Origin of the sequence: Halothermothrix orenii H 168 (genome assembly GCF_000020485.1) — a bacterium.
GTDB lineage: Bacteria > Bacillota > Halanaerobiia > Halanaerobiales > Halothermotrichaceae > Halothermothrix > Halothermothrix orenii.
Window position 1 is genome coordinate 1,285,217 of the sequence record NC_011899.1, and the last position, 23,841, is coordinate 1,309,057.

A 23,841-nucleotide genomic window follows, 5' to 3' on the forward strand; every position below is an offset into this window, starting at 1 on the left:
AATTACTCACCCTCTGTTAATTTCTCTAACAGTTTTTGAGCACCGCGGTGATTTGGATTTAAGTGTAATGTTTTCTTTAATTCAGCAATGGCTGCATCTTCCATTTCTAGTATATAATAAGTTACCGCAAGGTGGAAATGGCTATCAGGGTAATTCGGGTTTTTTTCAATTGCAGTTGAATAATGGGAAATGGCTAAATAGGGTTTATCCTGTCTAATATAAATATCTCCCAGAGCGATATATGCTGAGGCATATTCGGGGTTATATTTGAGGGCCTGTTTATAATAATAAATGGCTTTATCCTCATTGTGGTTAATTTCATGAATTTTTCCAAGATAATAATAGGCTTTATAGGATTTATCATTGATTGATACTACTTTTTCAAATTCCTCTCTGGCCAGTTCATAATTGCCACTTAAATAATAGGCCTCACCAAGTTTAGTACTTATAGCAACAAAATCAGGATTAATCTTTTTACTTTCCTCAAGAACTTTTATCGCCTTCTCATAATCTTTATCATTCATGTAAAGTTCAGCCAGGTTTGAATAAATTGATATCCTATTCTGAGTGCTTTCAGTCATATCAAGAGCCTTTTCATAAGTATTAATGGCCAAATTCACCTTACCCAGTTTTTTATAAATAGAAGCCAGATTAATATAATCTTCGGCTTGTCCATTCTGGGCTATTATCATTTCATACTCCTCTTCTGCTTTATCTAATTCGTCAAGATTTTTATAGACAAGAGCAAGGCTCCTGTGGAAAAGAGTAGTATTAATACCAAGTAAATAAGCTTTTTCCAGTTCTTTTTTTGCTTCATTATAAAATGGACTATCAAATTGTTTATGTTTATTTAAGTAAACCTCACCAAGTTTCCAGTGAATAATTCCAAATTCATATCCCATTTTTTTTAATTTTAAGATGTTTTCTTTAGCTTTGACAATATCATTTTTCCCAATATAGCACAGGGTTTGATAGTAAAGGGAATCAACTATTATTTGTTCATTATTATTATTTTTAATTGCTTTATTTAAATTAACAATAGCTTCATCAAAGTTTTGATTATAATAAGATGTTATTCCCTTGATAAATGAAGAATTATCATTAATTTCAATAGCCAGTCCTGTAGTACTAAATGCCATTATAAAAATAAAAATTGATAATATTAATAAATAATACTTTCTTTTCATCAACATGCCCCCCTGGATATAATCCTCTCAAAAATATATTGTTAAAACATTAATAATAAAAAACTCTTTCAGATGACAACTTCCCTGTCATTTAAAAGAAAATTTAAGATACCGGTATAAATAATAAAAAGCAGACTGAGTAGTTAACCACCTGTTTTTATTACGATCACCTTTAAAATTTAATTTATATGTTTTTACCTCACCATCAATCCCGGCCAGACCGACGTACACCAGGCCTACCGGTTTTTCATCTGTACCCCCTTCAGGACCAGCAATACCGGTGACACTAAGTCCAATGTCAGCCTCCAATCTCTGGCGAACTCCACTAGCCATTTCAGCTGCAGTTTCCGGACTAACAGCCCCCTCTTTATTAATTGTATTTTTATTAACTCCGAGATGATTAATCTTAACTTCATTACTGTAGGCAATGACTCCTCCTTTAAAATATGCTGAACTCCCCGGTATATCTGTAATTCTTGCCCCAATCAGTCCCCCAGTACATGACTCAGCCAGGGCTATGGTAACCCCTCTTTTTGATAATAATTTACCTATTTCATCCGGTAAACTTGTCTCGTCTTCTCCGTAAATATATTCTCCCACTCTATTCCTGACAGTTTTGACTATTTCTGATATTTTATTTTCTATTTTTTTCTTCGTTCTTCCTTTACCGGTAATTTTTAATTTTACTTCTCCATCCCCGGCTAATAATGCCAGGGAAGGGTTCATAGAATCCATAATATCTTCTAGCTTTGTTTCCAGGGTAGACTCCCCTATTCCAATAAAATGTAGTTCCTTAGATATAATCATTAAATTATTTTTTTTCTTAATATATGGCAGGACACTTTCTTCAAACATTATCTTCATTTCCCGCGGTACCCCGGGCAAAGATATAATAATATAATTATCTTTCTCAAGTAATATTCCAGGAGCAGTACCAACAGGATTATTTATCGGTATTGCCCCTTCAGGAAGATACGATTGTTTCAGGTTATTGGGAGTCATTGTCGTTCTTTTATGATTGAAATAACCTTCAATATCAATAACAAGGTCTGGCCTCATTACTAAAGGACAAGTTGTTATTTCTGATATAGCTTCCCGGGTCAGGTCATCCATCGTTGGACCAAGACCACCAGTGGTAATAATCAAATCTGCTCTCTCGACAGCCTGTTGTAAAGTTTTATATAACCTCTGTTTATTATCACCAACTGTGCTAATATAATGAACATCTATACCACAGCCTGTTAATTTTTCAGCCAGGTAAGCCGAATTGGTATCGACAATATCACCATGGAGTAATTCTGTTCCTATTGAGATTATTTCAGCTATCACTTACTGTCCCCTTTCTTTTTCCATAGCTTATAACACTGAAAAAAGTTATTAACAAGTTCTTTAATAATTTAGTTATACTAAAAAAATTAAATAACCTCTATCCCACTTACCTTAAAAATTGAAATAAACTAATAATAAAAAATAATAAGTCAAGTTTTGCGACCAGAAAAATCAATTATAAATAACCCGGTTTAATAAAAAATTTAATTAAAACTAATTTAATTATACCATACCATATACATAATTTAAATTACATGAAATTGGGATTATGATTTATAAATTAAATTCTTATATTTTGTAAAGTTAATTTTGTGTATTATTTTGCGCATAATATATGTTTTGCGTTTTTATAATTCCTTCTGGTATAATGTTTAAACTTTTTAAACCTTTTGGATATTATTTAGTAAAATCAACCTAAAAACTTTTCTTCTATTATTTTAATTATGTATTAACCAGAATTACTGATACTTATCAGTAATCTGGCTAGATAAAGTATTAATCCGGTCTAATTATTTAATAATCTCCTTAGTTCATCTCCCGAAAACCTTTCTTCTTCAACCAACTTACGCGTAATCTTTTCCATAATTTCTTTATTATTATTAATGATATTGCGGACTTTTTTCTCTACTTTTTTAAATATTTTGGTTCTTTCCTCATGGAGTAATTGTTTAGGAACGGTACTTTCCTCAACAACACCGAGATCAGTCATCCCTGAAGCCACCATTTTATTGGCCAGTTTTACGGCTTTTTTAAAATCGTTGGTTGCTCCGGTACTCCTATCATTTAATAGAATATCTTCTGCAATTGCTCCGGCAATGCTGATACCGATTTGTTTTTCAATATAGTCTCTGGTCTGCAAATACATATCATCTCTGGGATTATGGCGGACATAACCCAGGGCCTTTCCTCTTGAAGTAATGGTTATTGCAGAAACAGAGCCAGGACAGAACTTCTCACCAACTAAGGCATGACCGGTTTCATGGACAGCAATTCTTTTCAATTCTTCTTTACCGGGGCGACGATCCAACTTTTCACCCATGATTACCTTGTCTATTGCTTCAAGAAAATGCTTTTGATGAATCTGATCTTCATTGCCTCGCATGGCCATGATAGCTGCTTCATTCGTAAGATTTTCTAGATGAGCCCCTGAGAATCCAAATGTTTCCCGGGCTATCTGCTCCAGATTAACTTCTTCTGCCAGGGGTTTATTTGACGTATGGATCTTTAAAATACTTAATCGGCCCTCTTTAGCTGGTAAATCTACCTGAACAATTCTATCAAAACGACCTGGTCTTAATAAAGCGGGATCAAGGATATCAATCCTGTTGGTTGTTGCCATAACCAGGATTTGAACTTCATCATCAACAGATAAACCATCCATTTCAACAAGTAATTGATTTAAAGTCTGATCATATTCAAGATGGCTGGTCACCTGTCCCCTTTTACCCCCAACAACATCTATTTCATCAATAAAAACAATGGCACTTGACTTTCCATACTTTTTGGCTGATTGTCTTGCTTCTTTAAAAAGTTGTCTAACCCTTTTGGCTCCTAATCCAGCATACATCTCAATAAATTCACTTCCTGAAGTTGCCTTGAAAACAGAATCGGTATAACGGGCTGACGCTTTTGCCAGCATTGTCTTACCGGTTCCCGGAGGACCACTCAACAGAATACCTTTAATAGGCCTGATCCCCATATATTTAATCCTGTCCAGGTTTTTTACAAAATTTAAGGCTTCAATCAATTCATTCTTGGCCGTTTCCTGCCCACCAATATCATCAAACTTAACATGAGGTATTTTTTTATTCCCTTCTTTTATACCTGTTTGACTGCTAATGGATAATGAAGGAGAAAGCATCTGCCATAGAAAAAACACAAGAAAACCAAAAAAGATTACCGGAAGTATATTAAAACCTTTAAGGGCAAGAATTATTAAAACCCCAATTCCTGCTCCAATTCCTACTTCTTTAACCACTACTATCACCTCCTGCCTTGAAAGATACGGTTATACCCTGACGGGGTATTACTTTATAATAAGAGGTTTTACCCCTGTTTAGCTTTAAATATACAGCCTTTTCATCAACCCATACCCTGTAGTCACTGACGTTATTTTTCTCTGCTATTTCTTTGATTTCATTTTTCATATAACTAAAGCGGTAGGTAGAAATTCCTTCAAAAATATAGTAATGCATCTGATAATAAATTTCTTCAAGTGAGTTATCTTCATTATTGACAATAATTTTTCCTAGTTCATTCCCCAGTTTTTCAGAGGCAATCTTTTCAAGCTGATGATACCTTTTATAAAAATCAACATCTGAAGATAGTTTTACACTTACATCTGTTTTGTCGCCACTTTCCAGTAATTTAACATCCTGAACCCCTTTAACAGACTTAAGCTCATCGGTTAAAGGTTTTTCAATATTATACAATTTAAATAAATGCTGACCGGCAAAGAATGCCAGGACAATAATAAGCATACTCAAAACAACAACATTTATTTTAATGCCTTTTATCTCCACAGGTAATCACCTTCCTTCTGCGGTTTATTATAACATACAACTAACCTATGTTTCTACACAATAACAAAAGTAATCTTTACCAGAAAAAAATATAACCGGACCAATCCATTAGACAAATCCGGTTATCTAATAAATAAAGTCAAAAACTATTTTTAATAGTTATTAAAGGAAGCTATATAAAAATAAAGACCAGTTTAATAATAGACATACTTAATAATCCAGCCAGAATATCATCCATCATAATTCCTAGTCCTGAGGGTAAATTCTGAGACCTATTTATTGGAAATGGCTTGAAAATATCAAAAAACCTGAATAGGATAAACCCTGCTAATAAAACCCACCAGTTGATTTCAACCCCTGTAAATGTGATAAAAATACCGGTTATTTCATCAATTACAATGCTGGGTTTATCTTTTATTCCTGTAAAATTTTCTTCAAGGGAAGCGACTGTTATTCCTGTTACAATGGTCAAAAGGAGCACCGGGATAGTAAGTAATCCCGGAAAAAATATAATTAAAATTAATGCCAGTAATGAACCCCAGGTTCCAGGGGCCACAGGGAGATATCCTGAGAAAAAACCTGTTGCTATTACTTTATTTAGTATCCTGAACATATCTTTATTCATCCTTTTCTTCTTTAAAAAAGTCAATGTCGGCATTTTTAAAGTACATAATTCCTGATATAACCGTAATGGTTACAGCAACCCATAAGAGAATACTGGACAGATTAAAAGGAAGTGGAATAATCTCAGGATCAAGGATCAAAGCTATTATTGCAATAATCTGTAGGGTAGTTTTCCATTTTCCCCAGTAGCTGGCCGAAATAACAGAACCTTCACTGGCAGCAACTACCCTTAAGCCCGTAATGGCCAGTTCCCGGCCTATAATAATAATTGCAGCCCAGGCTGAAATTTCTTTCATAGCCACAAATGAAATTAAGGCTGCTGATATTAACAGTTTATCGGCCAGAGGATCAACAATCTTTCCAAATTTGGTTACAATTTTGTGTTTACGGGCCAGGTATCCATCAAGTCCATCGGTAACCGCTGCAACAACAAATGTTATCAAGGCCAGTACTTCAGCATAACCGGGGTAGTCCTTACGGAGAAATAAAAAACCCATAAAAACAGGTACGAGTATTATACGGGTCAATGTTAATTTATTAGGCAAATTCATAAATACACTCTCCCAGTAAATCATATTCATAAGCCTCAGTAACCCTGCATAAAATCATGTCACCTTCACTAATTTTTCCATTACAGGAGACATAAACCTGGTTATCAATTTCAGGGGCATCATACTGGGTCCTTCCTATAGCCATTTCATCTGTTAGTTCATCTATTAATACTTTTACCTTCTCACCTATTCTTTCCTGATTTTTATTTCTTGATATTTTCTGCTGGACCTCCATAATTTTATTATATCTCTCGTCTTTAATTTTTTCACTAATCTGTCCAGGAAATGAAGCTGCAGGAGTATTTTCTTCCCGGGAGTATTTGAATACACCGAGTCTATCAAATTTAATTTCTTTGACAAAATTAAATAAATCATTAAAGTCTTCATCTGTTTCTCCGGGAAAACCTACAATTAATGATGTTCTGATTACTATATCAGGAACCAGTTCCCTTACTCTTTTTATCAAGTTTATAAGTTCTTCCCGGCTTCCTTTCCTATTCATTAATCTCCTTATCTTATTTGAAGAATGCTGAATGGGGAGATCCAGATAGTTACATATTTTATTGTTTTCTGCAATAAAAAACAACAACTCATCGGTTATTCTTTCAGGATAACAGTATAATAACCTGATCCATTTAATACTATCAATCTCAACCAGTTCTTTTAATAGAGGTAAGAGCATACTTTTACCATAAATATCTTTTCCATACTGAGTTGTATCCTGGGCTACAAGAATGATTTCTTTAATCCCCTGCTGACCCAGTTTTACAACCTCATTATAAATATCTTCTATCGGTCGACTTGTTAGTTTTCCTCGTATATAGGGAATACTGCAATAGGTACACCTGTTATCACAACCTTCAGCTATTTTAACATATGCAAAATGTGAAGTCCTGATTTTCCGGGGAACATCATTATAGTTAAAAGTCGGATTACCTATATTACTAACCCTTTGACCTTTTAAGACCTTTTTAATTGTAGGAATTATTTTATCAAAATTTCCTGTTCCCAGAATAGCATCAACTTCTGGCATATTCTCCAGTATTTCTTCTCTATACCGTTGTGTTAAACAACCGGTAACAATTAAAGCTTTACAATTCCCTACAGATTTGTACTGACCAGCTTCAAGAATCGTTTCTATCGATTCTTCTTTTGCATCCTGAATAAAACCACATGTATTAATAACTATAACATCTGCTAACTCAAGGTCGTCAACTTCAGTAAAATTTTTATCATTAGATAAAAAACCTAACATTATTTCACTGTCAACTTGATTTTTAGGACATCCAAGTGATATAAGCCCTACTTTAATCATGTTCACCACTTTCCTGAATATTTAAAACAATTCACAAAAAAAATTAACTGAGGCATTAACACCTCAGTTGTTTTATAAAAAAATGGTCGGGTTGCCGGGATTTGAACCCGGGACCTCACGCCCCCCAGACGTGCGCGCTACCCAGCTGCGCCACAACCCGTCAAGCAATATATATTATATATAAACATGTTTTTATTGTCAAGACCTACTTAACAAAATCTTTTTCTTTCAAAAGTTTTACCGTCTTTTCAGGCTCATCGGTAACAACAAATACTTCCTGTAAGGACGAACTTGTTTTTCCTATGATTTTAAGACCACTTGGTGTATTGTACTTAAGTTGAAGATAAGCCTGTATTCCACTTCCTTTTCTCCTGTTAATCCTACCCGGTATGATACTCTTAACCGGAGTTAATTTAGCAATCTCCTCTAGAAAAGGCATAATCTCATCAAGAACAGTATGCTCCTGCTTAATCTTATTATCTCTATATTTACCACCCAAGTAAACCACTTCCTTGATGAAAATTATAACACAAAATAAATGGTCATGGCAAGCCTGGTAAATAAATAAGTCTACTTTTTATAATGAATTAATATACAAGAATTATTAAGAGAGAGAAAGCTATACTGATATTTACTGATATAATTGTGTCTGAACCAAAATATATAGAATTGTTGGACTTGACCAGCTAAATCCTGTCAGATATAATAATTCTTGCGTTGAACAACTGAAGAAACACAGGGGAGTAGCTCAACTGGTAGAGTAGCGGACTCCAAATCCGTTGGTTGCGGGTTCAAGTCCTGCCTCCCCTGCCATTTATGGTGCTGACGTAGCTCAATTGGTAGAGCAGCTGACTTGTAATCAGCAGGCTACCGGTTCAAGTCCGGTCGTCAGCTCCATTTTTTTTTATTTAACCCCATTTTTTATTTGATGAATTTCTTTAAAGCCTTCCCCTGAAGGTATTCAAACTTCTTTCCCTGATAAGTTTTTCTCTTCTTCATTTCTTCAATGATGATATTGTATATTTTCCACCAGCTTTTATCCCAGTTTGCAAACAATGTCTTTTCTTCAGGTGCTCTCCCGAGTAATCTCTGAATAGCTATTTGAGGGTCAAGGTATTCTAAAAAAGTTATAACCCTCTCAACATATTCTTCAAGAGGTATTATATCAAACTCACCTTTTTTATATTTTTCAGCAAATTCAGTTCCTTCCCTGATATATAATGCATGTAGCTTTACATTATCCACCTTTAAAGCTGAAATTATTTTAGCATTTTCAATTACATCTACCATGTTATCACCAGGCAAGTTAAGAATGAGGTGAATCCCTATCTCAAAATTATATTTTTGGGCATTTAAAATTGCATCAATAACCTCTCCAAGTGTATGTCCCCTGTTTACCCTGGTCAGGGTATGATAATTTACAGTCTGTAATCCCAGTTCAAGCCCCAGATTAATTTCAGGGACTTTTTTTTCCATTTTCTCTTTTATTTTTTTTAAATAGACATTGTTGATACAATCAGGTCTGGTAGACAAAATTATGGCAGCAATATCATTAACTTCTGTAGCTTCTTCAAGGTATTTAAGCAATTTTTCAACAGGTAAATATGTGTTTGAGAAATTCTGAAAATAGGCAATAAACTTCTCAGCACCATATTTATTACCAATATATGTTTTATTCTTTTCTAATTGTTCTTTAACTGACATAGAAGCGGGATAATTTTCAAACCCTGCTCCCATTTCACCACAAAATGAACACCCACCCTCACTTAAAAAACCATCACGATTGGGACAGCTAACCGGTATATTAACTGGTAATTTATATGTTTTAACTCCATACTTTTCCTTTAAATATTTTGAGTAACGATAATATATGTCCATAAAAAAACCCCCTGAAAAACAAACTTAATAAAAAGTTTCACTTTATAATTTATATTTTATAATAATTGATTTTACTGGAAGTCATCTCCTCGTATGTGTCCATAAAAAGTGTATCCATATAAATTAATTATGAATGACCCTATAGCCTTTTTTTAATGGCCAGAACCTGAGGTGGTGTTTTTCTCTGATTTATAAAATGATAACGGAGCACATTATATTCAGTATAATTGAGTTTCTCCGCATATTTTATTATCTTTTCTTCTTCATCCTTACCTCCCTCATGTCCAGTATATATAACTATAACAACTATTCCCCCTGGTTTGATCAGAGGAAGACATTTTTTAAGAGCAGTAATAGTTGTATCAGGTGTGGTTATTATTTTTTTATCTCCCCCGGGTAAATATCCCAGATTAAAAATAACACCATCTATAAACTGCCCTTTTATGTAATTATCCAGGTTTTCATGCCCATCATGAATAAGATAAACCCTTTCTTCCAGGTTTTGTTCTTTTAAAAGAGCTTTAGTCTTTTCAATAGCTTTCTTTTGAATATCAAAAGAATAAACCTGTCCTTTTTCACCGACAAGGCTTGCTAAAAAGCAGGTATCATGTCCATTTCCGGCTGTTGCGTCTATTACTGTTGAACCTTTTTTTACATGAACCCTGAAAAGATCATGGGAAAACTCAACGGCCTGAATAAAATCATTCCTTATTTGATAACAATTCCTCACTTGATAACACCCCCGGTCTTATTTATAAATTTTATCTTATTGTTACTATCAAAGCAAATTTATATTTAGAAATGTACGTGTCAAGAAAAGGTAGGAAGAATATTTCACCTCAAACAACCCATAAATATTTATTCTAAATAGTTGCCAGTCCTCTTATTGCTTTTACCCAATCTTTACCGCTATCTGGACCATTTATTGCAGGTATTTTTGCCTGTAACCACTTACTCCAATCCCTGTCCACTTTCTTAAACATATATTTTATTTTCCTTACCGGGTTTTTTATTGTGTAATACTGATCTCCAAGTCTTTCTTTTAATTCCTTGTTATGTTTTAACATTAAAATTCTAGCCATTGCCTCAGCACCTTTTTTGCTCCAATTCATTCCCTGGTTCTTCATCCTGCGAGCCACATTCTTATCCACATAGCCCTCAGCTGCTCCCATCCCATGTAATTCTTTATTCCTTAATTCTGTTGGTATTCGATATCTGTAATCTAATAAGTGCTCTTCATACTTTTTAAAATGCTTTATTATTTTCCTCCTCTTTTCTCGGTTTTCAGCTGTTTCTCCCATACATATTAACGATTCCAATGTGTCCAGAAATACCTGCTTTCTTCCTTCTGCTAATACCCTGCATAAATCATCTGCAACTTCTCTTCCAAAGTATAATCCTATATCTCTTTTTATATGATACCTATCCAGTTGTACTATTATATTTTCAAAGTATTCCTTACTGGTCTTTTGTATCCAGCTGGCACCGTCCCCGTTTAATACTACTAAAGTGTTTTCAAGATTATATTTTTTGCTTATTTGATGGATTAATTCTTCATAAAAGTCATCTGCTTTTCCATAGACTCCTGCTACTATTTGTGGCTCCTTCAATCTCTTCCGTTTTTTTGCTGGACTAGTGTATTCCCAGCCCTCATGGATTAATCCCAGTTTGATTTCCAGCTTCTTTCCTCCTTCTTCCTGACTACCAACCATTATCCCGTCAGCTTCAATGAATAGTAGTGGTATTTCTTTTTCCTCTCCTTTTAAAATCTTACCTCCAGTGAATACTTCCTCTTTTTCATGTTTGAGTCTCTCTGACTCCCTTTTTCCAAAATCCCTGACTTCATTAAAGATAGTTGTATGGCTTAAATGGGGAAAACCGGCTTCAGCCAGTACTTCCTCCACTTGCCTGTAGCTCATCTTACTTGCCAGTATTACCAGCAGTTTTAGGTATTCTCCACTTACTCTTTTTTTCTTTTTTAACCCCAGTTTTTTGTCCAGTAAAATGACGCTTTTTCCTGTTTTTTGGTCTTTATATAGTCGCCTTCTAAGCTTGATGTTTCCAACTTTAGTCGATATCGTTCTTTCTAAAAATCTTACTACTTCTAAATTTTTATCTTTATTTTTAAATAGCTCTTCTTCAAGCTTTTCTATTACCTTCTCCATTATCTGCCTTGCAAGTTCCAGTGCTGCCTTCTCCAAGGTATTGATATCTGTTATGTTTTGTAGTAAAATATTTACCATAGAGACCTCAACTCCTTTGGTCGGGTTTGTTTGAGGTCTCTATTTCTTTATCTATACCTTGTTTTCCTTCTTTTCCTACTTAAATTTTACACGTTCTTCAGCACCAAACATATATAGTATCCCTAAATTTCAATTACTGCATGGTCGTTCTGACAGTCTACTGGGCGTACTATATGTACACCTCTCCACTTTTTTTGACTTCAACCCTGTTTCCCGTTAGTTCAATTAATACATCTTTAAATTTTGTAAAAAAATCCGGGTTGATCCTAAGGGTGACTACAACCCTGTCATTCTCATATTCAGTTGACAGAATCCGGGAGTGAAAAGCCTCTGACTGACCCAGAACTGTCCCCAGTTTATCATAATTTGTTAAAACCTTTATTTTATATTGCAGGGTTAATTTCTTTTTTCCTGATTCCTTTATTGCCAATCTGGCTGTATTACCATAAGCCCTTATTAAACCACCAATTCCTAATTTGGTACCACCAAAATACCTAGTAACTACTATTACAGTATTGGTCAAACCCTCACCTTCTATTGCCCTTAAAACCGGAGGACCAGACGAACCGGCCGGTTCTCCATCGTCATCAGAATATTTTAAAGCCCTGTCACCTTCTCCTATTTTATAAGCTGACACATTATGGGTAGCATCATGGTATGTAGATTTTATATTATTAATAAATTTCCTGACCTCCTCTTCAGAATCTACCCTGCTAATATTACCGTAAAACTTACTATCCTTTACTTTATAAACAACTTCCACTTGCCTGTCAGGAGTGAAAAATACCTTACCCATATTTACTCCCCCTCTATTTACCCTCTACATCATCATTACTATTAAGATTTTTTAAAAAATCAAGCCTCTGCTTTATCTTTTTCTCCCGGCCCTGCTGACCGGGTTTATAAAACTCTGTTCCAGTTACCTCATCAGGGACATATTGTTGTTTAACATAATGGTAGGGATAATCATGGGGATATTTATATCCTAACCCGTGTTTTAGATTTCTGGCTCCTTTATAATGGGCATCCCTTAAGTGAAGAGGCACCTCCCCAGTATCATTATTTTTTACATAATTTAAAGCAGCATCAATACCTGTTATGACTGAATTACTTTTAGGGGCTGTAGCAATATATATTACAGCCTCAGCCAGGGGAATTCTGGCTTCAGGTAAACCTACATATTCAACAGCATTGGCAGCTGAAGTAGCAACAACAAGAGCCATAGGGTCAGCCATACCCACATCTTCAGCAGCATGTACAATAATTCTTCTGGCTATAAAACGGGGGTCTTCACCTGATTCCAGCATTCTGGCCAACCAGAAAAGGGCAGCATCGGGATCTGACCCTCTCATACTCTTTATAAAAGCAGAAACTACATCATAATGGTTATCCCCCTGTTTATCGTATTTAAGTAGCTTTTTTTGTAGCGACTCAGAAATAATATTTTTATTAATATGTATAATTCCCTCTTTATCAGGAGGGGTAGTCAGAACAGCAATTTCCAGTCCATTTAAAGCAGTTCTGGCATCACCACCGGCAATTGAAGCTAAATACTGGAGGGCATCTTGACTTATATCTATATTATAATTCCCTAGACCCCTCTCTTCATTATTAAGGGCATTTTTTAAAATTTTAATTATATCTTCTTTTTTCAGTGGTTTTAAACGAACTATCCGGGAGCGTGATAAAAGTGGTGAGTTTACTTCAAAATAAGGGTTTTCGGTTGTTGCCCCGATAAGGGTTATGGTTCCACTTTCAACTGCAGGCAAAAGGGCATCCTGTTGTGATTTATTAAAACGGTGGATTTCATCAATAAATAAAATAGTTTTAATGCCATGAAGAGAGCGGTTTTTACTTGCTTTATCTATGACTTCCCTGATTTTGCTTACCCCTGAAGTCACAGCATTAATTCTTATAAATTTACCCTCTGTTTTTCTGGCAATTACTTGAGCCAGACTCGTCTTACCACAACCGGGCGGACCATATAATATTAAAGACTGGACCCGGTCAGCTTCAATGGCCCGGCGCAGTGGTTTCCCCGGCCCAATCACATCTTCCTGTCCATAAAATTCATCGAGGTTTCCCGGCCGCATTCGATAAGCCAGTGGTCTATTTTTGTCATTACTCTCAGAATTTTGTTCAAAAAGATTAATAATTACCACCCCCGGTTACCAATGTTTCGCGTTCCGTTATTACCATGTCTACAGGCTGGTCATAACGGTCAATTGGAAGGTTATCCAGAAGTAAAGCATGGTAAGTAAAACCAACTGTTAATACATTGTCTGGTAGTTTGACCAGAAACCTGTCATAATAACCTCCCCCATAACCTATTCTATAACCATCCCTGGAAAAAACAATCCCGGGGACAATAACAATATCAAGTCCTTTTAAGGGGGTATCAACACGATTTTGCGGTTCCGGAATTCCGTAGGCACCTTCAACAAGATCATTTTCAAGGTCTTTAATAGGGCTAATCTTAATTTCCTTTTTATCAGTAATGCAGTAAGGTACAAGGACCTGTTTACCATAACCGATTAGTTTAGTTATTAAGTCTCTGGTTTCTACCTCACTACCAGTAGAAACATAACACATAATCTCTTGAGCCACACTCACTTCACGTAAATTCAAAAATTTATTATTTATACTAATACTCAACTCATGTCTTCTTTCAGGGTTAATACTACTTCTAAATCCCATAAATAACTTTCTCAATTCAGCCTTGGTCTGCACACCTGACCACCCTTTATATAATATATTATCTTATATATAATATCAAAAATTTACACCAATATGAAGAAAAAATAAATTAAAACCCGGCATAAAAAAAACTAACCCTGTATGGTTAGTTTTTTAAAAATGAAATCTTTTTTATATCACTTTATTTAACGGTTCCGCCATGCCGTGTGGTCATTTATTTTGGTCCCTGTCTTCCAGGTGGGTGCCCTCCTACCTGGTTTGTATGTCCCTCTGTTAAAGGCATATACGCCGCAGGCAGAGTCCAGGCTCCCTTTCTATTTGGTGTTGGCCAAAACTAAATTAACCATCACGGACATGGCAGAACTTACTGTTCATACATATCTCAAGTTCAAATATATATTATCACAAAACATTGGCCGTTGCAAGGCTGAGATATACCAGTAAAAGTAAGAATATAACAGGAATCCACAGTAATTGAAATTGAAAAGAAACATAAACTGCCCTGTAAATAATAGCAGCCAGGTTCCTTATAAAATTATAAAAATACCCCTCAAATACTTTTTCTGTATCCAGGGTCCGGTACAGTTTGCGGGATAACTTAATAACCCTCACAAACAGAGCCCTGAATATTTTTTTGAAATCAGGCCAGGGTTTTAAATACTTTTTTATTCCTTTAAAAATCACAAGGATAATAATTGCTGTGGTAGCATCGGCAAAAAGAATAATGACATTATGAAAGGTAAAAAGAGTGGGTTTGCCATGCACAAGCCGGGTATAAACTAAATCAGGCTTTAACATAACAATTAACATAATTAAAATTCCGGTAATCTGTGGCCAGCTGGACCTTAATACCGTTAAGTCACCAATCTTGACCTTATTTAACCTGAAATTACTACCTAAATCCTTAAAAAAAGCAAACCAGAGGAGCCTGAATCCGTATAAAAATGTTACTATTCCGGTCAAGTGAATTAAAAACTCTCCTGCAAAACCACCTGGCAAGCTATATTTTAAATAATATTTGCTAAGATAACCGGGGAAAAATATAATCCCCATTAAAGACAATAAGGCCATTACTGAACTTATATAATTACCTGGTTGCTTTAAAAAAGGTTTTTTAAAATTAAATATAACCCGACCACGGTATTCCTGTTCCCAGTAGCCACTACCTATAAATAACACTGTTTTGGCCAGACCATGACTTAATATATGAATTAAAGCCCCTGCCTTCCCATAACTGGATCCAATTCCCAACCCCAGGGCAATATAACCCAGTTGACTTATAGTACTATAGGCAAGTATTAGTTTATAGTCACCGGAAGCAAGAGCCCTCAACCCACCATAAATTATCATTAAAACCCCAAGAAAAAAGAGTAAGCGGTTATCACCGGGGAGAGTTCTGGCCAGAAGTATATAGCCAAGATTAACAACCCAACCCGAGAGAAGGGCACTTATGGGAGAAGGAGCTTTACTATGAACTACTGGCAACCAGAAATGGAGGCCAAACAGAGCACTTTTAGTTCCGACCCCAATAATTAAAAGAGTCTGTAAACTGACTTCATTTAAATACCCTATCTTATCATACCCATGATTTATAATTATGGCAACAGCCAGTAGTAACAGGGAAGTCCCTGCAAGCTGGACTAAAAAATATTGAACCCCCAGGTTGAAATCTTTTCTAAAGATCATTATAGCAGTAAATAAAGTTACAAGTTCCCAGGCCACTAAAAATATAACCCAGTCAGAAGTTAAAATAACGATCAGAGAAGCTATTAATGTACCCAGGTTCAGGAATATATATATATATTTCCCTTCTTTAAAGTAATAACACCCGGCTACAATTGTTAGCATATTAATAATAAAAGCGGTCAATGCGAGGTACATATTTATATTAGTAATATCAATTAAATCCATTAATGGAATCATGATTTATCTCCCCAGCAGCTGGCTAATGTATTTGCCATTATCAAGTAATGCTTCAGCAGCACCCAGCAATGGGCCATCAAATCTGTAATAAAAAAAACCAGATAAAACTACTAATCCAAAAAATATTAGCACAACCATTACAACAGCTTGCTCCCGGTGAAATCCTGGAAACAGAACACTGGTTTCAAAAATATTATTTTCATTATAATCTACGTTTACTCTGGTAATCATGTATTTATAAATCCTGAGATAATAGATAACTGACAGAAAGCTTCCAAAAAGAACAACAAAAGCCCCAAAGTAATGGCCTTTTTCCAGAAAAGCTTTTAAGATAAACCATTTACCATAAAACCCATTCAGTGGAGGTATACCAATCATAGCCAGTCCGGCTGTAAAAATACTTAAGGTAACAGGGGGGTTAATATAAGCTATCCCCTTTAACTTTTTTATCCTGTGTTCTGAGGTAAACTTTAATAAATATCCAACCCCCAGGAAAAGTGTTATTTTCATAGTTAAATGGCTTATTACATGTATTAACCCTCCGTAGACACCTGAAATACTCCCCAGAAACAGGGAACCAATAATAATACCTGTATGGGCTATACTTGAAAAGGCAAGTACTCTCTTTATATCCTCTTCCTGCAAGGCAAAAATATGACCCAGCAGGGATGATACCAGAGCCATATAAATTATAACCGGTAAAAGTTTATCACCCTGGTTTATTCCAAAAACCGTCCAGAACAACCTGATGAAAACATAGATATAAACCTTCAATAGTAAACCTGATAGGAGAGCACTTATAGAACTGGGACAGGCACTGTGGGCTTTGGCCAGCCAGAAATGAAATGGGAATACCCCCAATTTTATCAATAAACTTGTAAGGAAAATAACTTTAATAAAATTTCTGGTGGTTAAAGGTATATGCTTAAATCTATCAGCCACTATAGCCATGTTCAAAGCCCCGGTAGTCTGGTATATTATAACTATTCCAATGAAAAATAACAGACCACTGATAATACCATATATTAAGTATTTTATTCCTGCCTCTGTCCCCTTTTCGGTCCTGGTAAACGCCACCAGAGGAGCCGATGCTACCGTTATTAATTCTATAAATACATACTGATTAAATATATCACCAGTTAAAACTACACCCTGCATAGCAGCAAAGAGTAAAAAGAGCAGCACATAATATTTGCCCTCATGGTGACCTATAAAACCAATCGAATATAAAATAATTAAAAACATGGCTATATTAATCAGGATGGTGAAAAATAATCCCAGTCCATCAACGGCAATATTAATTCCTATTTCAGGACCCCATCCTCCCAGTAAATAATAACTAAAATAATCCTTATAGCCTTCAACCCTGTAATCAATAATAATTCTTCCAATCAATATTACTTCCAGAAACGAGACACCGACTACGAGGTATTTTCTCAGACGCTTATTTATGATATCAATTAATGGAATTAAAAAGGCAGTAGACAGGGGTATTATGATTAACATTAATATTGACAAAGACATTAGTCATCCAGCCCCTTTAATTCATCAATGTTAACTGTATCCCGATGTTTACTTAATTCAATAATTAAGGTCAATAATAAAGCAGTCGTACTGGCCCCGATAACAATTGCTGTCAGGGCTAAAGCCTGAGGCAAGGGATCACTTACCTTTTCGACCATATCTTCCATATTCATAATTGGCGCTTTTCCACGGTCAGAAATAGCTATTAACCAGAAGAGGACCGAAGCTTCCATGATATTTAATCCGATAACTATCTTTATTAAATTCTTTTTAGTTAGTAATGTATAAAAGCCCAACATGAATAGCAGGATAAACACCAGGTGATATAACACTTTAATCCTCCTCAAAGGTTTTCTGGATCATACTATAAAACATAATAGCAAGTCCGGCCCCGACTTTAAAACCTATACTTATATTAATCAGGGGAATACTACCGGCACTGATAATTTTACCTATCCTGGCTTTAAAGATGGGTAAGTTGCTCAAAAATATTCCATCTATTAAAATACCTAAAATGGCTACAATAATAAAAACCAGGGCTCCTCCGGTCTCAATAATGGTTTTACTGTCAGGACTATATTTATTATAATCAAAGGCACTACCGTAAACAACACTAAAAATAATGGAAATAACTGCCAGAATTACCCCTCCCTGAAATCCACCACCCGGAGAAAGATGGCCATGGAGCATGAGGTAAATACTAAATAAAAAGATAAAAGGAGTTAAAAGCCCGAAGGTCCTTTTAACAATAAAGGTTAAACCCCTGGATGATACCGGCAACCTTTTCCTTGATAGAATTAAAACTATACCACTTACAGCGGCAAATATAACCGTACTTTCTCCCAGGGAGTCAAAAGCACGATAATCATATAAAATTGAAGTCACCAGATTTAAGGAACCACTCTCCCTTACCCCTTCTTTAATATAATGATCAGATGCTGAGTTAAAAGTTGAATTCAGAGGAAGTTTATTAAAGTAACCTGCCAGAATTAATCCCAGTGTTAAAAGTATAATGCCAACAAAGATATTTTTTAATTTTTTCCTTTGAATATTAATCATTATCCCTCCTCACCTGGCTAATAGCTGTAATAAATATTGCGGTATTTATTCCTGCACCTATAACCGCTTCAGCCAGTGAGACATCCGGAGCCTGGTAGACCAGGTACAAAATAGAGAGAACAATAGAAAAGATAGAAAAGGCCAGTACGGAGTTTAAAATATTTCTAAAACATACCGTTATTGTTGCTGTCACTACCAGGAAAACCAGTAAAATACCTTCAAGAATTATCATCAATCATCATTCCCGAGATATAATGAGTATTCATCCTTTTTATATTTATCCGGTTTTGCTATTTTTTTACGGTAGGAAGCCCGGGCAATGGCATGGGTAGCCATGGGATTGGAAATAAGAAAGAAAAAACCAATTAAAAGAATTTTCAAGCTCAGGTAAAATTCCCAGACATATATAGAAGCACCAACTGATATCAAAACCGCACTTATGGTAAGGGCAACTGCCCCGGCATGCATCCTGGTATATAAGTCAGGAAATCTCAATAATCCCAGGACTGTTACTACCCCAAAAAAGCCACCCAATCCAAATAATATATAGGAAATAATAACCCTTAAATAATTCATTTAAATAACTCCTTATGCTCAAAATATTTAGCAAAAATAAGGACATCTACAAATAACAAAACCGCATAAGCCAGGACTACATCTATTAATATTTCTATATTAAAATATAATCCCACCATCAGGATAACCATAGACAGGAGAACACCGATAGAATCGGCTGCAATCAACCTATCAGGAATAGTGGGGCCGACTATAACACGATATAGACACATAATTGCCAGTAATGATAAAAAAATACTCATAAATATTATCATCTAAAAATCACTCCAAGCCACCTTTCAAACCTCTCAATTAAGGCCTTTCTGGTTTCAGCTTCTTCTTCAGTGTGTACATCTATCCAGTGTATATAAAAGGACCTTTCACTGGTATCAAAATCAAGGGTTAAAGTACCGGGGGTCAGTGTAATCAAATTGGCCAGAATTGTAATGGCTGATACATTGGTTAAACTGGTCTTTACTTTGACAATCCCCGGTGAAAAACTGGGAGTCTTTTCAAAAGCATGTCGGGCTACTTTAATAGCGGCAACAAAGGCTTCATAAAAAAATACAAATATAAATAATATCATTAATAATATTTTCCGGACATATACTTTAAAGGAATAAGTCCTTGAAGAAAATCTGAATAACATATCACTGAAAAGAAAGCTGGATACCAGGGAAACAATTATCCCCAGTAAAAGAGTATCCTTACCCGGGCTGGCTGTTAATAACATCCAGACAAGAAAAACAAATATAAAAGTAAAGACCCTTCCTTTTTTATTTTTCTTCATAATTTAACCCCTCATTTTAAAATCTGGATGTAACTTTATTACAATCATTTAATTCCTATCATAAGTCTATCATAACCTGATGTAGCTTGACAATGGTTTTATTGTTTTTCTTTATAAATCATAATTACCGGATAATTGCGTATGGAAGTCTACATAAAAAAAGACTCTGTTACATAATCTGTAGTAATAGAGATTCAAGGAGTGGTCCCATGATAGCTGAATCTTTAACCACTATCTTTATTCTGGCCATCATCGTAGAAGTTGTTGTTAATGGAATAAAGGCTGCTTTTCCCGTTTTAAAAGGAAACAGCAGCCGTGTCGTGGCTGCTGTTGTTGGTATTGCCCTGTGTATAACTACCAGTATTGGTATTCTTGAAAAACTAAATATAGGGGTCCGTAACCCATTAATAGACCAGATAATAACAGGGATTATTATATCACGGGGTTCAAGTGCCATACATGATATAACATCCCTTTTTAATAAACAGAAACCTAAAATAATATAAAGAACAGGCAAAAGAAAAAAAGTTAAGTAAGAAATCAGAAGGTGTTAGTTTTCTAATCTATTTTTATATGGAGTTCTCGAAGCTGTTTCTCGGCAACTGTTGATGGAGCCTCTGTTAATGGTGATGATGCCTTCTGGGTTTTGGGGAAGGCAATAACATCTCTCATGGATTCTGAACCACTTAATACCATTAATAAACGATCCAGTCCAAAGGCTATACCGCCATGGGGTGGAGCCCCATAATTAAAGGCTTCCAATAAAAACCCAAATTTGTCACTGGCTTTTTCTTCACTTATATTTAAGGCATTAAAAACTTTCATCTGGAGATCTTTATTATTAATACGGATACTTCCCCCACCCAGTTCTTCACCATTTAATACAAAATCATAGGCCTTGGATCTAATTTTTTCAGGATTACTATCAAGTAATGGAATATCTTCATCTAGAGGAGCAGTGAAAGGGTGGTGTTTGGCTACATAACGACCTTCATCCTCATCATACTCCATCAAGGGAAAATCAACTACCCAGACAAATTTATAAACACCATCAGGAATTAAACCCTCTTCCCTGGCAATCTTAAGTCTGAGGTTCCCCAGAGCATCAGCGACAATCGAGGGCTTATCGGCTACAAACAGGAGTAAGTCTCCAGTTTGGGCACCCATTTTTTCTTTTATGCCTTCAAGCTCTTTTTCAGATAAAAACTTGGCAATCGGTGACTTAAGACCATTTTCCTTTAAAGCAATCCAGGCAAGGCCTTTAGCTCCAAATATTTTTACATAATCTGTATAACCATCAATCTTACTCCTGGGTGAGATGGCACCACCTTTAAAGTTAATGCCCTTCACCTGACCTCCATCCTTTACAACCCCGCTAAAAACCCTGAATTCACTATCTTTGACTACATCAGAAACATCCTTTAGTTCCATACCAAACCTTAAATCAGGTTTATCTGAACCAAACCTATCTATTGCTTCCTGGTAAGGCATAACAGGAATTTTTTCCGGAATCTCAATATCAACAAGGGCAAATAATCTTTTCATAAGACCATTTACCAGTGAGAAAACATCCTCTTTATCTATAAATGACATTTCAATATCAATCTGGGTAAACTCCGGTTGTCTATTTGCCCTTAAATCTTCATCCCGGAAACAACGGGCTATCTGAAAATATCTTTCAACCCCACCTACCATTAGCAGCTGTTTAAAAAGCTGGGGAGACTGGGGCAGGGCATAAAAATGACCGGGGTGAATTCTACTGGGCACCAGATAATCCCTGGCTCCTTCCGGAGTACTACGGGTTAAAATCGGCGTCTCAACTTCCCAGAATCCATTGTCATCAAGGTAATCCCGGGTAGTCTTCATGACCCTGTGTCGGAGTTCTAAATTCTTTTTCATGCGGGGTCTCCTCAGGTCAAGATATCTATACTTTAACCGCAAATCCTCCCCTACATTTATATCATCATCTATTTCAAAGGGAGGGGTCTCAGATTCATCCAGTATTCTTAATCTATTTCCCCTGATTTCTATTTCACCGGTGGGAATGTCTGGATTAATGTTACCTTCCGGCCTCTTTTCAACCTCTCCTTCTACAGCAATTACGTACTCAGACCTCAATTCAGTAGCCTTTTTAAAAGCCCGCTCATTATTATCAGGATTAAAAACCACCTGGACAATACCAGATCTATCCCTGAGGTCAATAAAAATTACTCCCCCATGATCTCTTCTCTTCTGTACCCAACCCATTACAGTTACCTTTTTACCTATTTGTTGGGTAGAAATCTTTCCGGCATAGTGTGTTCTCTTAAGTCCATTTATACTCTCAGCCATCAATTAACTTCCTCCTTCATACTAGCTTTTGCATTTCCTCTATAAGATTGGCAAGCATAATTTCAACCTGTTCACCGGTCCTCATATTCTTTACAGTTGCTTTACCTGAATCCAGTTCACTATCACCGATTATAATAGTATAACTGGCACCTGTCCTGTCAGCAGACTTCATCTGGCTTTTAATACTTCTGCCCAGATAATCTATCTCTGCTGTAATACCTGATTCTCTTAATAAATATGTATAGTTAAAAGCCGCCCGCTTGGCTCGTTCACCAATTGTAACCAGGTATACATCAATACTGTCATTAACAGGTAACTTTATCCCCTTTTTATCAAGAGCAAGAATAAGCCTTTCAATTCCCACAGCAAAACCAATTCCCGGAATAGACTTATTACCTATTTCTTCTGTTAACCCATTATAACGACCGCCACCAAAAATAGCATCCTGAGCACCCAGTTCTTTAAATTTAATTTCAAAGGCAGTGTTGGTATAGTAATCCAGTCCCCTGACCAGGGTTGGATCAACCCTGTATTTAATACCCAGTAAGTCCAGATATTCCTGAACATCCTCAAAGTGAACCCTGCAATTATCACATAAATAATCCAGTATTTTAGGGGCATTTTTAATCACCAGTGAACATTCTTCATTTTTACAATCCAGGATACGCAGGGGATTTTTATTGAGTCTTGCTTTACAATCTTTACAGAGCCTGTCCTGATGTGACTCTAAATATTGCTTTAGTTCATCTGAATATCTTGCCCGACACTCTGGACAACCAATACTATTGATAAAGACTTCTACATCTGTTAAGCCTAACCGTTTTAAAATATCGAGTCCCAGGGCAATAACTTCAGCATCAAGGGCAGGATCATTGGAACCAAAGGCTTCAACCCCCAGTTGGTGAAACTGCCTAAATCTACCGGCCTGTGGTCTCTCATACCTGAACATGGGACCTATATAAAAGTACTTAGTAGGCTGAACCTGTCCATAAATTTTATGTTCTAAAAAAGCCCTGACCACTGAAGCTGTTCCTTCGGGCCTTAAAGTAATACTCCGTCCACCTTTATCTTCAAAGGTATACATCTCTTTTTCAACAATATCTGTTGTTTCACCAATTCCCCGCTGAAATAACTCTGTATACTCAAATATAGGAGTCCTAATTTCTTTATAGTTATACATTTGAAAAATACGTCTTGCTGTATCTTCAATATACTGCCATTTTAAAGAAACGGGGGGCAAAATATCATTTGTCCCCCGTGGTGCCTTTACATCCATATTATCACCCTTTTATTACAATTTTCATTGATGTGTT

At 35.8% G+C, this 23,841-nt stretch carries 25 protein-coding genes, 3 tRNA genes and 1 other RNA gene; 3 read left to right on the plus strand and 26 right to left on the minus strand.

The genetic code is table 11. The features are described 5' to 3' along the window. Positions 1-2: 2 nt before the first annotated feature. The 9 genes from HORE_RS06215 to HORE_RS06255 all read right to left on the minus strand — a co-directional run bounded on the left by HORE_RS06215 (position 3) and on the right by HORE_RS06255 (position 8,027). Entirely contained in the window at positions 3-1,187 is a 1,185-nt protein-coding gene (locus HORE_RS06215; RefSeq protein WP_012636126.1) for a tetratricopeptide repeat protein, read from the minus strand. A gap of 87 nt (positions 1,188-1,274) precedes the next feature. Further along, entirely contained in the window at positions 1,275-2,516 is a 1,242-nt protein-coding gene (locus tag HORE_RS06220) for a competence/damage-inducible protein A (protein WP_012636127.1), read from the minus strand. A gap of 505 nt (positions 2,517-3,021) precedes the next feature. Then, complete coding sequence (locus HORE_RS06225) at positions 3,022-4,494, minus strand: AAA family ATPase (protein WP_012636128.1); 1,473 nt, start codon at positions 4,492-4,494, stop codon at positions 3,022-3,024. After that, positions 4,487-5,038: a hypothetical protein gene (locus HORE_RS06230; protein ID WP_012636129.1), complete on the minus strand. Its 552-nt coding sequence runs from the start codon at positions 5,036-5,038 to the stop codon at positions 4,487-4,489. Before HORE_RS06230 ends, HORE_RS06225 begins: the two co-directional genes overlap by 8 nt. A 172-nt stretch (positions 5,039-5,210) precedes the next feature. Beyond that, the gene (locus HORE_RS06235; protein WP_226984137.1) at positions 5,211-5,663 is read right to left on the minus strand and encodes a phosphatidylglycerophosphatase A family protein; all 453 of its coding nucleotides are present in this window, start codon (positions 5,661-5,663) and stop codon (positions 5,211-5,213) included. Further along, positions 5,656-6,213: a CDP-diacylglycerol--glycerol-3-phosphate 3-phosphatidyltransferase gene (gene pgsA, locus HORE_RS06240; protein WP_012636131.1), complete on the minus strand. Its 558-nt coding sequence runs from the start codon at positions 6,211-6,213 to the stop codon at positions 5,656-5,658. Before pgsA ends, HORE_RS06235 begins: the two co-directional genes overlap by 8 nt. Continuing rightward, positions 6,200-7,528, minus strand: a complete 1,329-nt coding sequence (gene rimO / locus HORE_RS06245; protein WP_012636132.1) for a 30S ribosomal protein S12 methylthiotransferase RimO — start codon at positions 7,526-7,528, stop codon at positions 6,200-6,202. The genes pgsA and rimO overlap by 14 nt, the downstream gene beginning before the upstream one ends. A gap of 83 nt (positions 7,529-7,611) precedes the next feature. Further along, positions 7,612-7,688 (minus strand) — tRNA-Pro (locus tag HORE_RS06250). A gap of 45 nt (positions 7,689-7,733) precedes the next feature. Further along, a complete protein-coding gene (locus HORE_RS06255) occupies positions 7,734-8,027 on the minus strand; it encodes a DUF2103 domain-containing protein (RefSeq protein WP_012636133.1) in 294 nt (97 codons plus the stop codon). Positions 8,028-8,265: 238 nt separating this feature from the next. Between HORE_RS06255 and HORE_RS06260 the strand changes: the two genes are divergently transcribed. Both HORE_RS06260 and HORE_RS06265 read left to right on the plus strand, forming a co-directional pair. Then, positions 8,266-8,341, plus strand: a tRNA-Trp gene (locus HORE_RS06260). 8 nt (positions 8,342-8,349) lie between these two features. Beyond that, positions 8,350-8,425, plus strand: a tRNA-Thr gene (locus HORE_RS06265). 24 nt (positions 8,426-8,449) lie between these two features. On the opposite strand, the gene mnmL is transcribed toward HORE_RS06265, so the two are convergent. The 15 genes from mnmL to HORE_RS06335 all read right to left on the minus strand — a co-directional run bounded on the left by mnmL (position 8,450) and on the right by HORE_RS06335 (position 20,197). Beyond that, entirely contained in the window at positions 8,450-9,406 is a 957-nt protein-coding gene (mnmL, locus tag HORE_RS06270; protein ID WP_012636134.1) for a tRNA modification radical SAM protein MnmL/YtqA, read from the minus strand. 139 nt (positions 9,407-9,545) lie between these two features. Then, positions 9,546-10,136 (minus strand): tRNA 5-(aminomethyl)-2-thiouridylate-methyltransferase MnmM, encoded by a 591-nt coding sequence (gene mnmM, locus HORE_RS06275; RefSeq protein ID WP_012636135.1) that lies wholly within the window; start codon positions 10,134-10,136, stop codon positions 9,546-9,548. Between the two features lie 133 nt (positions 10,137-10,269). Continuing rightward, the gene (locus tag HORE_RS06280; protein WP_012635658.1) at positions 10,270-11,649 is read right to left on the minus strand and encodes an ISLre2-like element ISHor2 family transposase; all 1,380 of its coding nucleotides are present in this window, start codon (positions 11,647-11,649) and stop codon (positions 10,270-10,272) included. Positions 11,650-11,818: 169 nt separating this feature from the next. Then, positions 11,819-12,445: an IMPACT family protein gene (locus tag HORE_RS06285; RefSeq protein ID WP_012636136.1), complete on the minus strand. Its 627-nt coding sequence runs from the start codon at positions 12,443-12,445 to the stop codon at positions 11,819-11,821. A gap of 13 nt (positions 12,446-12,458) precedes the next feature. Then, positions 12,459-13,802 carry a replication-associated recombination protein A gene (locus tag HORE_RS06290; RefSeq protein ID WP_041606471.1) on the minus strand — a complete coding sequence of 448 codons (1,344 nt, stop codon included), beginning with the start codon at positions 13,800-13,802 and terminating at the stop codon, positions 12,459-12,461. Further along, entirely contained in the window at positions 13,798-14,379 is a 582-nt protein-coding gene (locus tag HORE_RS06295; protein WP_012636138.1) for a 5-formyltetrahydrofolate cyclo-ligase, read from the minus strand. The genes HORE_RS06290 and HORE_RS06295 overlap by 5 nt, the downstream gene beginning before the upstream one ends. A 154-nt stretch (positions 14,380-14,533) precedes the next feature. Next, positions 14,534-14,713: non-coding RNA, 6S RNA (ssrS, locus tag HORE_RS12695), on the minus strand. Positions 14,714-14,748: 35 nt separating this feature from the next. Next, positions 14,749-16,269 (minus strand): complex I subunit 5 family protein, encoded by a 1,521-nt coding sequence (locus HORE_RS06300; protein ID WP_012636139.1) that lies wholly within the window; start codon positions 16,267-16,269, stop codon positions 14,749-14,751. A gap of 3 nt (positions 16,270-16,272) precedes the next feature. Next, positions 16,273-17,793, minus strand: coding sequence for a complex I subunit 5 family protein (locus HORE_RS06305; RefSeq protein ID WP_012636140.1), 1,521 nt, complete (start codon positions 17,791-17,793; stop codon positions 16,273-16,275). Next, positions 17,793-18,125: a sodium:proton antiporter gene (locus HORE_RS06310; RefSeq protein ID WP_012636141.1), complete on the minus strand. Its 333-nt coding sequence runs from the start codon at positions 18,123-18,125 to the stop codon at positions 17,793-17,795. The genes HORE_RS06305 and HORE_RS06310 overlap by 1 nt, the downstream gene beginning before the upstream one ends. 1 nt (position 18,126) lies before the next feature. After that, a complete protein-coding gene (gene mbhE, locus HORE_RS06315) occupies positions 18,127-18,852 on the minus strand; it encodes a hydrogen gas-evolving membrane-bound hydrogenase subunit E (RefSeq protein ID WP_012636142.1) in 726 nt (241 codons plus the stop codon). Beyond that, on the minus strand, positions 18,845-19,084 hold the full coding sequence (locus tag HORE_RS06320) for a Na(+)/H(+) antiporter subunit B (protein ID WP_041605927.1): 240 nt from the start codon (positions 19,082-19,084) through the stop codon (positions 18,845-18,847). The genes mbhE and HORE_RS06320 overlap by 8 nt, the downstream gene beginning before the upstream one ends. Continuing rightward, a complete protein-coding gene (mnhG, locus tag HORE_RS06325; protein WP_012636144.1) occupies positions 19,084-19,428 on the minus strand; it encodes a monovalent cation/H(+) antiporter subunit G in 345 nt (114 codons plus the stop codon). Before mnhG ends, HORE_RS06320 begins: the two co-directional genes overlap by 1 nt. Beyond that, positions 19,425-19,682, minus strand: coding sequence for an MrpF/PhaF family protein (locus tag HORE_RS06330; protein ID WP_012636145.1), 258 nt, complete (start codon positions 19,680-19,682; stop codon positions 19,425-19,427). The genes mnhG and HORE_RS06330 overlap by 4 nt, the downstream gene beginning before the upstream one ends. Beyond that, a complete protein-coding gene (locus HORE_RS06335) occupies positions 19,679-20,197 on the minus strand; it encodes a Na+/H+ antiporter subunit E (protein WP_012636146.1) in 519 nt (172 codons plus the stop codon). Before HORE_RS06335 ends, HORE_RS06330 begins: the two co-directional genes overlap by 4 nt. Positions 20,198-20,406: 209 nt before the next feature. Between HORE_RS06335 and HORE_RS06340 the strand changes: the two genes are divergently transcribed. Continuing rightward, the gene (locus HORE_RS06340) at positions 20,407-20,703 is read left to right on the plus strand and encodes a hypothetical protein (protein WP_012636147.1); all 297 of its coding nucleotides are present in this window, start codon (positions 20,407-20,409) and stop codon (positions 20,701-20,703) included. A 52-nt stretch (positions 20,704-20,755) separates the two neighbouring features. On the opposite strand, the gene aspS is transcribed toward HORE_RS06340, so the two are convergent. After that, positions 20,756-22,528 (minus strand): aspartate--tRNA ligase, encoded by a 1,773-nt coding sequence (gene aspS, locus HORE_RS06345; RefSeq protein WP_012636148.1) that lies wholly within the window; start codon positions 22,526-22,528, stop codon positions 20,756-20,758. Positions 22,529-22,544: 16 nt separating this feature from the next. Continuing rightward, complete coding sequence (gene hisS / locus HORE_RS06350; protein WP_012636149.1) at positions 22,545-23,804, minus strand: histidine--tRNA ligase; 1,260 nt, start codon at positions 23,802-23,804, stop codon at positions 22,545-22,547. Positions 23,805-23,841: the final 37 nt, after the last annotated feature.

Coding starts and splice junctions, on each gene's coding strand:
- HORE_RS06330 (WP_012636145.1), bottom strand. CDS start 19,682: ATGATAATATTTATGAGTATTTTTTTATCATTACTGGCAATTATGTGT.
- hisS (WP_012636149.1), bottom strand. CDS start 23,804: ATGGATGTAAAGGCACCACGGGGGACAAATGATATTTTGCCCCCCGTT.
- HORE_RS06340 (WP_012636147.1), top strand. CDS start 20,407: ATGATAGCTGAATCTTTAACCACTATCTTTATTCTGGCCATCATCGTA.
- pgsA (WP_012636131.1), bottom strand. CDS start 6,213: ATGAATTTGCCTAATAAATTAACATTGACCCGTATAATACTCGTACCT.
- HORE_RS06335 (WP_012636146.1), bottom strand. CDS start 20,197: ATGAAGAAAAATAAAAAAGGAAGGGTCTTTACTTTTATATTTGTTTTT.
- aspS (WP_012636148.1), bottom strand. CDS start 22,528: ATGGCTGAGAGTATAAATGGACTTAAGAGAACACACTATGCCGGAAAG.
- rimO (WP_012636132.1), bottom strand. CDS start 7,528: ATGATTAAAGTAGGGCTTATATCACTTGGATGTCCTAAAAATCAAGTT.
- mnmL (WP_012636134.1), bottom strand. CDS start 9,406: ATGGACATATATTATCGTTACTCAAAATATTTAAAGGAAAAGTATGGA.
- HORE_RS06300 (WP_012636139.1), bottom strand. CDS start 16,269: ATGATTCCATTAATGGATTTAATTGATATTACTAATATAAATATGTAC.
- HORE_RS06285 (WP_012636136.1), bottom strand. CDS start 12,445: ATGGGTAAGGTATTTTTCACTCCTGACAGGCAAGTGGAAGTTGTTTAT.
- HORE_RS06320 (WP_041605927.1), bottom strand. CDS start 19,084: ATGATAATTCTTGAAGGTATTTTACTGGTTTTCCTGGTAGTGACAGCA.
- HORE_RS06215 (WP_012636126.1), bottom strand. CDS start 1,187: ATGAAAAGAAAGTATTATTTATTAATATTATCAATTTTTATTTTTATA.
- HORE_RS06235 (WP_226984137.1), bottom strand. CDS start 5,663: ATGAATAAAGATATGTTCAGGATACTAAATAAAGTAATAGCAACAGGT.
- HORE_RS06305 (WP_012636140.1), bottom strand. CDS start 17,793: ATGTCTTTGTCAATATTAATGTTAATCATAATACCCCTGTCTACTGCC.
- HORE_RS06280 (WP_012635658.1), bottom strand. CDS start 11,649: ATGGTAAATATTTTACTACAAAACATAACAGATATCAATACCTTGGAG.
- mnhG (WP_012636144.1), bottom strand. CDS start 19,428: ATGAATTATTTAAGGGTTATTATTTCCTATATATTATTTGGATTGGGT.
- mbhE (WP_012636142.1), bottom strand. CDS start 18,852: ATGATTAATATTCAAAGGAAAAAATTAAAAAATATCTTTGTTGGCATT.